The organism is Brevundimonas sp., from assembly GCF_036402095.1.
Classification (GTDB): Bacteria; Pseudomonadota; Alphaproteobacteria; order Caulobacterales; family Caulobacteraceae; genus Brevundimonas.
On the sequence record NZ_DASWTO010000056.1, the window covers coordinates 1 to 10042 of the forward strand.

The following is a 10042-nucleotide window of genomic DNA, read 5'->3' on the forward strand; positions in this document are numbered from 1 at the left end:
GCGACCGGCATCCATTGGCCGCTCACGAGGTCCACGCCACGCTCATCCAGGGCGAAGTGCTCGGGCGGAATGGGGGTGGTCTGGGCCTGGGCCGCGCCGGCGGCCAGGGCGATGCCGGACGTGGCGGCGAACAGCCAGCTCTTGAAGTTGACGCTGGTCATTGGCTGGCCTCCTCACCGGTCGCATCGCCGGACCGCCACAGTTCGTCCCCCGCCTCGTCGAGCAGGGCCAGGACCCCGTCGTCGCGCAGCGAGACCCAGGCGCCGCCTGCGGGCGCGGCCGGGATCGACGGCAGGAACTGCGCCTGGCCGTCGTCAGTGAGCCGGAAGGCCGCAACCAGGGGTTCTGCGTCAGACGTGACGGCGGCCTCGCCTGACCAGAGCTCCAGTCGACCGGTCGCACGCAACGCGAAGCTGTATCGACCGTCGGGAGAAACCAGCGCCTCGTCCGGCTGAAGCAGCTGATTGATCGGCAACAGCGTAACCGCGGCCCAGGCGGACGTGCCGGTCTGGCTGCGGGATGTCCGGTTGTTCGCGGCGTCGTAGGCGTAGGCGGAGGTGTGTGTTCCCGCCCCGCCTGTGGTCACCACCCCGGTCAGCCGCCCGTTGGCGTCGTAGCTGTACGTCTGGGTGACCTGGGCCAGGCTTGCGCCCGGCGCGACGAGCGCGACAGCGCCAAAAGAGACCGCGAGAATTTTCATCGTTTCCTCCCCTTAAGTTGCATCCTTCCCCGCACGACCGACGGTTGTCAACCCACAGTGGCGTTTATCGGTTGGCACAATCTGGAGGCCGTCGCTCCGCCCGCGCAGGACGGGCCCGTCGCGCTGCCCTCTGCGGAGCCGTCGGCCTTCGTGGCCTGAAGGGTCCGGGTGCGGTCGCGCTCGCCCGCCGGCTCGTCGCCCTCGGCTCTGCAGGACTCCGGACCGGGCGCGACCGCGCGCCAGGACGAAGTCAGGTTGACACCAGCTCAGTCGATCTCCCTGCTGGCGCGGCCCGAAACTGAGGAGGGCGGCGGGGGTGTGCAGGTGTTTGGCGAGGGAATGAGGGCGTCTCCAGACCTCTGTCAGGACGGCTGGCGCTTCTGGATCGACCGGGGCGGCACCTTTACCGACATCGTGGCCTGCGCGCCGGATGGACGGCTCGAGACCCGCAAGCTGCTGTCGGACAATCCGGAACAGTACGCCGACGCCGCCGTCGAGGGTGTCCGCCGGATCCTCGACGCGGGACCGGGTCCTCTGCCGGCGGGCCGCGTCGAAAGCGTCCGCATGGGCACCACCGTCGCCACCAACGCCCTGCTGGAGCGCAAGGGCGAGCCCACCCTGCTGGCCATCACCCGCGGCTTCGGCGACGCGCTGCGCATCGGCTGGCAGAGCCGGCCGGACATCTTCGCCCGCCACATCGTCCTGAACGAGCGGCTCTACGACCGGGTGATCGAGATCGAGGAACGGGTCCGCGCCGACGGGATCGTCGAACGGCCCCTCGACGAAGATCGGGCCCGGGCCGCTCTCGCGGACGCGCGCGAGGCGGGTCTGCGCGCCGTCGGCATCGTCCTGATGCACGGCTGGCGCTTCACGGACCACGAGAGCCGGCTGGCCGAAATCGCCCACGAGGTCGGCTTCGAACAGGTCTCGGTCAGCCACGAGGTCGGAGCCCTGATCAAGCTGATCGGGCGCGGCGACACCACCGTGGCCGATGCCTATCTGTCGCCGATCCTGCGCGCCTATGTCGATCGGGTCGGAGCGGATCTGGGCGAAGCGACGCCGCTGCTCTTCATGCAGTCCAGCGGGGGATTGACGGCGGCGAGCGCCTTCCGGGGCAAGGACGCCATCCTGTCGGGCCCGGCGGGCGGCGTCGTCGGCATGGCGCAGACCGCGCGCGCGGCCGGGTTTGACCGCGTCATCGGCTTCGACATGGGCGGCACCTCGACCGACGTGTCGCATTTCGCCGGCGACTACGAACGAACCTCGGAGGCGGTGGTGGCCGGGGTGAGGCTGCGCGCACCCATGCTCGGCATCCACACCGTCGCGGCCGGCGGCGGCTCAATCTGCCGCTTCGACGGCTCACGCCTGCGGGTCGGCCCCGAGTCCGCCGGGGCCGTGCCCGGGCCGGCCGCCTACCGCCGCGGCGGCCCGCTGACGGTGACCGACTGCAACGTCATGCTGGGCAAGCTGCGGCCCGACCAGTTCCCCGCCGTGTTCGGCCCCGACGGCGACCAGCCGCTGGACGCAAACGCCGTGCGCGAGAAGTTCGAGGCGCTGGCCGCCCGGGTCGCCGCCGCCACCGGCCGGGCGCCGACGCCGGAAGCGCTTGCCGAGGGCTTCATCACCATCGCCGTCCAGAACATGGCCGAGGCGATCAAGTCAGTGTCGGTCCAGCGCGGTTACGACGTGACCCGCTACGCCCTCAACTGCTTCGGGGGCGCGGGCGGTCAGCACGCCTGCCTCGTCGCCGACGCGCTCGGCATGACCCGGGTCATGCTGCATCCGTTCGCCGGCGTGCTCTCCGCCTACGGCATGGGCCTGGCGGAGGTGCGCGCCATTCGACAGGCGACGGTGGCCGCGGCGCTTGAGCCGGGCGAGGACGCCTCCCTGGCCCGGCGCGCCGAGGCGCTTTCGGTTGAAGCGCGGACCATCCTCAAAGCGCAGGGCTTCGGAGAGTCGTCGATCACCGCCCTCGTCCGCGCCGAGATCAGATTCGCGGGTTCCGATGCGCCGCTCGTCGTGCCGTTCGGACCGGCGGACGCGATGCGGGCTGCATTCGAATCCCTGCACCGCCAGCGGTTCGGCTTCTTCGCCGAGGACAAGGGGCTGGTCGTGGAGACCCTGGAGGCGGAGGCTGTCGCCGCTTCGGACCAGGTCGCCACCTCTGCGGCGCCCGCCGGCGCCGGAGGCCAACCCGGCGTGGTCGCCCGCGTGCCGGCGCGCATGGCCGGCGCCGACCACGATACGCCCGTCTATCGCCGCGAGACCTTCCGCCCGCGGGCGGCGGTCGACGGACCGGCGATCATCCTCGAGGACACCGGCACCACCGTGGTCGAGCCGGGCTGGCGCGCCACGGCGGACGAAGGCTTGAACCTGATCCTGACCCGGGTCGCCGCCCTGCCGCCGCGAACCGCCTTGGGCACGGACGCCGACCCGATCATGCTGGAGGTGTTCAACAGCCGCTTCATGGCCGTCGCCGAACAGATGGGCGAGGCGCTGCAGGCCACGGCCTGGTCGGTCAACATCAAGGAGCGGCTCGACTTCTCGTGCGCCGTGTTCGACGCCGGCGGGGCCCTGATCGCCAATGCCCCGCACATCCCGGTTCATCTGGGCTCGATGGGCGAGAGCATTCGCACCGTCATCCGCTCGCGCGGCGGACGGGCCGACGGGCGGGGCATGAAGCCCGGCGACGTCTGGATGCTCAACGCCCCCTACAATGGCGGCACCCATCTGCCCGACATCACCGTGATCATGCCGGTCTTCCTCGGCGACGACGACGCGCCCGCCTTCTTCGTCGCGGCCCGGGGACATCACGCCGATGTCGGCGGGATCACGCCGGGATCGATGCCGCCGAAGTCCCGGACGATTGAGGAAGAGGGCGTCCTGATCGACGACTTCCTGCTCGTCGACGCAGGCCGGCTGCGGGAGGCGGAAACCCGCGCCCTGTTCGCGTCGGGCCGGCGCCCGTCGCGCAACGTCGACCAGAACCTGGCCGACCTGAAGGCCCAGATCGCCGCCTGCGCCCGCGGCTCCGACGAGCTGGCGAGGATGGTCGGCGAGTTCGGCCGCGAGGTGGTCGCCGCCTATATGGGCCACGTCCAGGACAACGCCGAGACGGCCGTGCGCCGGGCCATCGCCGCCCTGAAGCCGGGGTCGTTCGCGCTGGAGATGGACGACGGCGCGGTCATCCGGGTTCGGATCGACGTGGACCCGGCGGCCCGCGGCGCGGTGGTCGACTTCAGCGGAACCAGCGGCCAGCGGCCCAACAATTTCAACGCGCCGCTGTCGATCACCCGCGCCGCCGTTCTCTATGTCTTCCGCACCCTCGTGGACGACGCCATCCCGCTGAACGAAGGCTGCCTGAAGCCGATCCGGCTGATCGTGCCGGAGGGGTCGATGCTGAACCCGTGCTACCCGGCCGCCGTCGTCGCCGGCAACGTCGAAACCAGCCAGGCCGTGGTCGACTGCCTGTACGGCGCGCTGGGCGTGCTGGCGGCCAGCCAGGGCACGATGAACAATTTCACCTTCGGCGACGACGCCCGCCAGTACTACGAGACCATCGCCGGCGGCTCGGGCGCGGGCCCCGACTTTGACGGGGCTTCGGCGGTGCAGACGCACATGACCAACAGCCGTCTGACGGATCCCGAGGTGCTGGAAAGCCGCTTCCCGATCCTGCTGGAGGAGTTTTCCATCCGCCGGGGCTCGGGAGGCCTGGGCGCCCACCGCGGCGGCGACGGCGCCGTGCGGCGCATGCGCTTCCTCGAGCCTCTTACGGCGGCCATTCTCTCCAATCGGCGCCGCGTCCCGCCGTTCGGAGCCGCAGGCGGCGGGGACGGCTCAACCGGCGTCAACCGCATCGAACGGGCCGACGGCAGCCGGGAAATCCTGGGCTCGACCGCCGAGGTCGAGATGGCGCCCGGCGACGTCTTCATCATCGAAACTCCGGGGGGCGGCGGCTACGGAAAGGCCTGAGCGCCCCTTCCCCGGCGGGCCGAACCGCGCAACTCTCGCGCCGAACGGACCGGGGGATCAGGCCATGTGGGTGTTGCTGGGCATAGCGGTGCTGGTCGCCGGCTTCGTGGCGCGGCTGAATCCGCTGGCGGTGATCCTGGCCGCGGCGGTTGTGACGGGCGCAGCCGCGGCCATCGCCCCCGGCGTAGGAGTCGCTGACCTTGGCAGGGCGGCGCTCGACACCATCGCCGCCTTCGGCAAGGCCTTCAACGACTACCGCTACATCAGCGTCATCTGGCTGGTGCTGCCGTTGATCGGCCTGCTGGAGCGGTACGGCCTGCAGGAACAGGCCCGCGCCCTCGTCGGCAGGGTGCGCTCGGCCACCACCGGCCGCATCCTGCTGGCCTATTTCGTCCTGCGCCAGATCAGCGCCGCCTTCGGCCTGACCAAGCTGGGCGGCCACCCGCAGATGGTCCGGCCGCTGATCGCGCCCATGGCCGAGGCGGCGGCCGAAAGCCGTCACGGCGACTTGCCGGAAGCGCTGCGCTGGCGCATCCGGGCCCACGCCGCAGCCGTGGACAACATTGCGCTCTTCTTTGGCGAGGACATCTTCTTCGCCATCGCGTCGATCCTGCTGATCAAGGGATTTCTTGAGGCCAACGGGATCGTCCTTGAGCCGTGGCAGCTGGCGGTCTGGGCCATTCCGACCGCGATCTGCGCCCTCCTGGTGCACGGCGCGCGGCTGATCCTCCTCGACCGGTCGATCGCCCGCGAGAGCGCGGAGAGCGGCCGATGATCACGCTCGACTGGGTCTACGTCTTCGCCGGCCTGACCTTCGCCGCCTTCTCGGTCCTGACCGCGTTCGACCGCGACCATCCGCGGCGCTTCGGCACGGCGGCGTTCTGGGGCCTGCTGGCTCTCAGCTTCCTGTTCGGTCCATGGCTGGGCGATCTCGGAAACGGCATGCTGGTGCTGGCCCTCGCCGCGCTCGCCGGCTTGCGCCTGCTCGGCCAGGGCCGGCCCGCCACCACCACGCCCGCCGAACGCGCCGCAAGCGCGGAGCGGCGTGGCGCCTGGCTGTTCGTTCCGGCCTTGGTCATTCCCGTCGTCGCTATCCTGGGCGTGCTGGTGCTCGAGAAGGTCTCACTGTCCGGCGTCCCGCTGTTCGGGCCCGAGCAGCCTACGATCATCGCCCTGGGCCTGGCCGTGGCCCTCGCCCTCATCGGGGCCATGATCTGGCTGCGGCCGCCGCTTCTCGCCCCTCTGCAGGAGGGCCGCCGACTGATGGACTCGGTCGGCTGGGCCGGCATCCTGCCCCAGGCGCTGGCGGCGCTGGGGGCGGTGTTTGTCATCGCCGGCGTCGGCGACCGCATTGGAGACCTGTTCTCAAGCTACCTGCCGCTGGACACCCGGCTTCTGGCCGTCGTCGCCTATTGCGGCGGCATGGCGCTGTTCACCTTCATCATGGGCAACGCCTTCGCCGCCTTTCCGGTGATGACGGCCGCGGTCGGCCTGCCGCTGGTGGTGATCCAGTTCGGCGGCAATCCGGCGATTGTCTGCGCCATCGGCATGTTGTCGGGCTTCTGCGGCACCCTGACCACCCCCATGGCCGCCAATTTCAACGTCGTGCCCGCGGCCCTGCTCGACCTGCCGGACCGCGACGCCCCGTTCAATGGCGTCATCCGGGTGCAGGCGCCCACCGCCGCCGCCCTGCTCGCGATCAACACCATGCTGATGTACGTCCTGGCCTTCAGGTTCTGAGCATGTCCGCACGCCTGACTCCCGAGATCGCCGCCCTCTACGCCCGCACCGCGCTGGGTCACGTCACGCGCGAGTATCCGAACAAGCTGGACCACGTTCTCGCCGGTCCGGGCGACGCTCTCGGTCCGCGCGCCCTGCATCCGATCTTCTTCGGGAGCTTCGACTGGCATTCCTGCGTGCACGGCTGGTGGACCCTGTTCACGGTGTTGCGGCTGTATCCCGACCTTCCCGAGGCCGGGCGCATCCGGAACCTGGCCGACAGTCTGTTCACGCCGGAGAATGTCGCCGCCGAGACCGCCTATCTGGCCCGGCCGGAAAGCCGTGGCTTCGAGCGACCCTACGGCTGGGCCTGGCTGCTCATGCTCGCCGCCGAACTGGAGCGCCACGGCGATGGCCGCGCCGCTGTCCTGCGCCCCCTGACCCGGTGCTTCGCGCAGCGGTTCATCGCCTTCCTGCCGCTGGCCGACTACCCCGTACGCGTCGGGACCCACTACAACACCGCCTTCGCCCTGCGGCTGACGCTCGACTACGCCGGGGCGGTGCAAGACGGGGCCCTCGCCGGCCTGTGCCGCGAGCGCGCCCTCCGCTGGCACTCATCGGACCGCGATTGCCAGGCCTGGGAGCCGTCGCAGGACGAGTTCCTGTCGCCGGCCCTGATGGAGGCGGCGCTGATGCGGTGGGTGCTGGACCATGAGGCTTTCACGGCCTGGTTCGAGTCCTTCCTGCCGGATCTGGGCCGCCGCGAACCCGCGACGCTGTTCCTGCCCGCTCTGGTCAGCGACCGTTCCGACGGCAAGATCGCCCATCTCGACGGCCTGAACCTCAGCCGCGCCTGGTGCTGGCGCGAGATCGCCTCGTCCATGCCGCTGGACGACCGCCGCCGCCCTGTCGTGCTGGAGGCCGCGCGAGCACACCTCGACGCCGCCCTGCCCCGGGTGACCGGCGACTATATGGGCGAACACTGGCTGGCCAGCTTCGCCTTGCTGGCGCTCCTCGCCGGCGAGTAGACGCCGCGTCCCGGCGGCCAGCGCCCCCTAGAACCAGGACGCGTCGCCCGAGGCCGTCGCCAGGCCGTAGACCATCACCGCTCCAAGGATGACGATGCCGGCCACCACAAGGTAGTCGAACGCGCGTTCCACACGCCAGAACCGCTGGCTGTCCGGCTGGTGATGGTGGTGTTCCGCCGCACCCGGCGCCGCATGCCTCCGCGGCCACAGGTGGGGCATGTGAAGTTGAGACCGCATCACGGACCTCGATGCACCCGGCGCCGAAGCGCGGCGCCACACCGGCGAAACGTGTCCCGGCACGGGGGAGTTCCGGCCGCCTCACGCCCGGCGCGGGACGGGCGCCAGCACAACCGAGGCGGCCAGCGCCGCTGCGGAGGCGGCGATGAAGACAGCGGACAGGGGCAGGCCTGCCGCGAACAGTATGGCGGCGCAAGCGGGCGCGAGGCTCTGGGGCACGGCGACGGCCATGTTCATCACTCCCAGATCGCGGCCCGCGCGCGCCGGGTCGGGCAGGCTCTCGGCCGTCATCGCCGCGACGGTCGTGGCGTGGACGCCGTGGCTCAGACCGAACAACAACTGGGCGGCCAGCAGGCCGGGCCATGCAGGCCAGGCCACCATCAGCGCCAGCGCCAGCGCCATACCCGCGCTGCCCGCGATCACGAAGCCCCGTCGCCCCCGCAGCCGGTCCGACAGCCCTCCGCCGGCGAAGCCGCCGAGGGCGGCGGCCATGGTCGACACGACCAGCAGGGTGGCGAACACGTCCGGCGCCGACCAGCCCGCCGGCGTCGCGCCGTCCGGCAGGCCGAGGAGCCAGAACAGCAGATAGAGGGTGTTGATGGCCACGGCGCTTTCGGCCAGCAGCCGCGAGGCGAACAATGCACGGAAGCGGCCATCGTGAAGCGCCGCGAAGGAAAGGCGGAAGGGTGTTCGTCGCGCGGGTGTCGGAGGCTCGCGCAAGCGGAGGGCGAACGGTACGATCAGCGTGGCTGCCGCGAGGACCACGACCGCGAACTGGGCCCCGGTCCAGCCCGCCAGCCGGCTGACCACCAGGGCCGTGAACAGGTTGGCGACCGGCAGAGCGGCGCCGGCCCAGGCCGAGATCAAACCCTTCTGCGCATCCGGCACGAGGTCCGGGACCAGGGCGGTCAGCGGCGCATAGAGGGCGTTCACCGCGATCTGGAAGACGATCACTCCAAGCACCAGCTGGAGCGGACTGCGGGCCAGGGCCAGCAGGGCCAGGCTGATCGCCACCGCGGCCAGGCCGCAGAGAATCCACGGACGGCGGCGCCCGAACCGGCTGAGTGTCCGGTCGCTGAGCGCTCCGAAGGTGAAGTTGGCCGCGGCGGCGGTCAGGCCGCCCAGCATGGCGGCGAGGCTGAGCAGCAGGGCCTTGCCGGCGCCGCCGATGACCCCCGCCTTTTCCGGAAGCAGCAGGGTTAGCAGGGGGATGAAGCAGATGAAGGCGCCGGTCTGGGCGGCGCCGTAGCCGAGCACGAACCATCTCGAGCGGTGGGACGGGGGCGGGAGGGCCCCGGCGGCGGCGTCGGTCATCCGGCCATATGACGTCGCCGCGCCGCCGCCGTCGAGGCCCGGCGTGGGATCCGGCCCGGCGCGCTATTGAAAGCCGGCCCGGGTCGGCCCATCGTCGCCGCGAGCGCGAGGGGAGCGGAATTTGACGGCCAGGAAACCGACCATCGACGACGTCGCCCATCATTCGGGCGTCGGCCGGACCACGGTTTCGCGCGTCCTGAACGGCGGGCCGAACGTCCGCTCCGAGGTGCGCGAGCGGGTGCTGGCGTCGGTGGCGGCGCTGAACTACCGGGTCAACCCGCAGGCGCGCTCGCTGGCCGGCGGCGGCAGCCGGATGCTGGCCCTCGTGCTGGCTTCGGACCTCGAGGCCGAGCCCAACTCCTTCTACGCCTCGGCCCTCGAGCTGGGCGCCCTGCGCGAATGTCTGGCGCTCGGCTACCAGCTGATGACCCGCCATGTGCCGCAGCAGAGCCCCGACCGGCGCGAGCAGGTGCTGGAGCTGATGACGACCCAGCGCTGCCAGGGCCTGATCCTGACTCCGCCCTTCGCCGACGACGCCGCCCTGATCGAGGAAATCCGGCGTCAGGGCTGTCAGGTTGCGACCATATCCCCCGGCGGCCCCGGCCGGTCGGTCGCCGACGGCGTCGGCATCGACGACGAGGCGGGCGGCTACGACATCGCCCGCCACCTGCTCGATCTCGGCCACCGCCGCTTCGCCTTCATCAGCGGGATCGCGGGCCACCTGTCGGCCGAACAGCGCTTCGACGGCCTGAAGCGGGCCCTGCGCGAACGCCGCCTCGATCCCGAGGCGGTCACGGTGCTCCAGGGCGACTTCACCTTCAGGTCTGGCAGCCTGCTGGCGGCCCGGCTGTTCGATCAGCCCGACCCGCCCACGGCCCTGGTTTGCGCCAACGACGACATGGCCGCCGGCGCCCTGTCGACCGCTCACGGCCGGGGGCTCGACGTCCCGGGACGACTGTCCATCACCGGCTTCGACGACACGCCGGTGTCCGAGATCGTCTGGCCGCCGCTGACCACCGTCCACCAGCCGCTGAAGGACATGGGCGGCGAGGCGGTGCGCCTCATCGCCGGA

The 10042-nt window shown here is 71.2% G+C and carries 8 protein-coding genes; 5 read left to right on the forward strand and 3 right to left on the reverse strand.

Features of this window, described 5'->3' with window-relative positions:
• Positions 1 to 157 precede the first annotated feature (157 nt).
• Positions 158 to 700 (reverse strand): RHS repeat domain-containing protein, encoded by a 543-nt coding sequence (locus VGD32_RS04680; protein ID WP_331030744.1) that lies wholly within the window; start codon positions 698 to 700, stop codon positions 158 to 160.
• A gap of 339 nt (positions 701 to 1039) precedes the next feature.
• Between VGD32_RS04680 and VGD32_RS04685 the strand changes: the two genes are divergently transcribed.
• The 4 genes from VGD32_RS04685 to VGD32_RS04700 all read left to right on the forward strand — a co-directional run bounded on the left by VGD32_RS04685 (position 1040) and on the right by VGD32_RS04700 (position 7419).
• Positions 1040 to 4672: a hydantoinase B/oxoprolinase family protein gene (locus VGD32_RS04685; RefSeq protein WP_331030751.1), complete on the forward strand. Its 3633-nt coding sequence runs from the start codon at positions 1040 to 1042 to the stop codon at positions 4670 to 4672.
• Between the two features lie 64 nt (positions 4673 to 4736).
• Positions 4737 to 5447 (forward strand): DUF969 domain-containing protein, encoded by a 711-nt coding sequence (locus tag VGD32_RS04690; RefSeq protein WP_331030745.1) that lies wholly within the window; start codon positions 4737 to 4739, stop codon positions 5445 to 5447.
• Positions 5444 to 6412 carry a DUF979 domain-containing protein gene (locus VGD32_RS04695; RefSeq protein ID WP_331030746.1) on the forward strand — a complete coding sequence of 323 codons (969 nt, stop codon included), beginning with the start codon at positions 5444 to 5446 and terminating at the stop codon, positions 6410 to 6412. Before VGD32_RS04690 ends, VGD32_RS04695 begins: the two co-directional genes overlap by 4 nt.
• A gap of 2 nt (positions 6413 to 6414) precedes the next feature.
• Positions 6415 to 7419, forward strand: a complete 1005-nt coding sequence (locus tag VGD32_RS04700) for a DUF2891 domain-containing protein (protein WP_331030747.1) — start codon at positions 6415 to 6417, stop codon at positions 7417 to 7419.
• Between the two features lie 27 nt (positions 7420 to 7446).
• Here the strand turns inward: VGD32_RS04700 and VGD32_RS04705 are convergent, their stop codons facing one another.
• Both VGD32_RS04705 and VGD32_RS04710 read right to left on the reverse strand, forming a co-directional pair.
• A complete protein-coding gene (locus tag VGD32_RS04705) occupies positions 7447 to 7656 on the reverse strand; it encodes a hypothetical protein (protein ID WP_331030748.1) in 210 nt (69 codons plus the stop codon).
• A gap of 81 nt (positions 7657 to 7737) precedes the next feature.
• Positions 7738 to 8970, reverse strand: a complete 1233-nt coding sequence (locus VGD32_RS04710) for an MFS transporter (protein WP_331030749.1) — start codon at positions 8968 to 8970, stop codon at positions 7738 to 7740.
• Between the two features lie 121 nt (positions 8971 to 9091).
• On the opposite strand from VGD32_RS04710, the gene VGD32_RS04715 reads away from it, so the two are divergent.
• Positions 9092 to 10042: LacI family DNA-binding transcriptional regulator (locus VGD32_RS04715; protein WP_331030750.1), on the forward strand; the 951-nt coding region annotated here is incomplete at its 3' end.

What these genes read in the sequence shown, in the direction of transcription:
- VGD32_RS04680 (WP_331030744.1), bottom strand. Translation starts at nt 700, where the DNA reads ATGAAAATTCTCGCGGTCTCTTTTGGCGCTGTCGCGCTCGTCGCGCCG.
- VGD32_RS04685 (WP_331030751.1), top strand. Translation starts at nt 1,040, where the DNA reads ATGAGGGCGTCTCCAGACCTCTGTCAGGACGGCTGGCGCTTCTGGATC.
- VGD32_RS04690 (WP_331030745.1), top strand. Translation starts at nt 4,737, where the DNA reads ATGTGGGTGTTGCTGGGCATAGCGGTGCTGGTCGCCGGCTTCGTGGCG.
- VGD32_RS04695 (WP_331030746.1), top strand. Translation starts at nt 5,444, where the DNA reads ATGATCACGCTCGACTGGGTCTACGTCTTCGCCGGCCTGACCTTCGCC.
- VGD32_RS04700 (WP_331030747.1), top strand. Translation starts at nt 6,415, where the DNA reads ATGTCCGCACGCCTGACTCCCGAGATCGCCGCCCTCTACGCCCGCACC.
- VGD32_RS04705 (WP_331030748.1), bottom strand. Translation starts at nt 7,656, where the DNA reads ATGCGGTCTCAACTTCACATGCCCCACCTGTGGCCGCGGAGGCATGCG.
- VGD32_RS04710 (WP_331030749.1), bottom strand. Translation starts at nt 8,970, where the DNA reads ATGACCGACGCCGCCGCCGGGGCCCTCCCGCCCCCGTCCCACCGCTCG.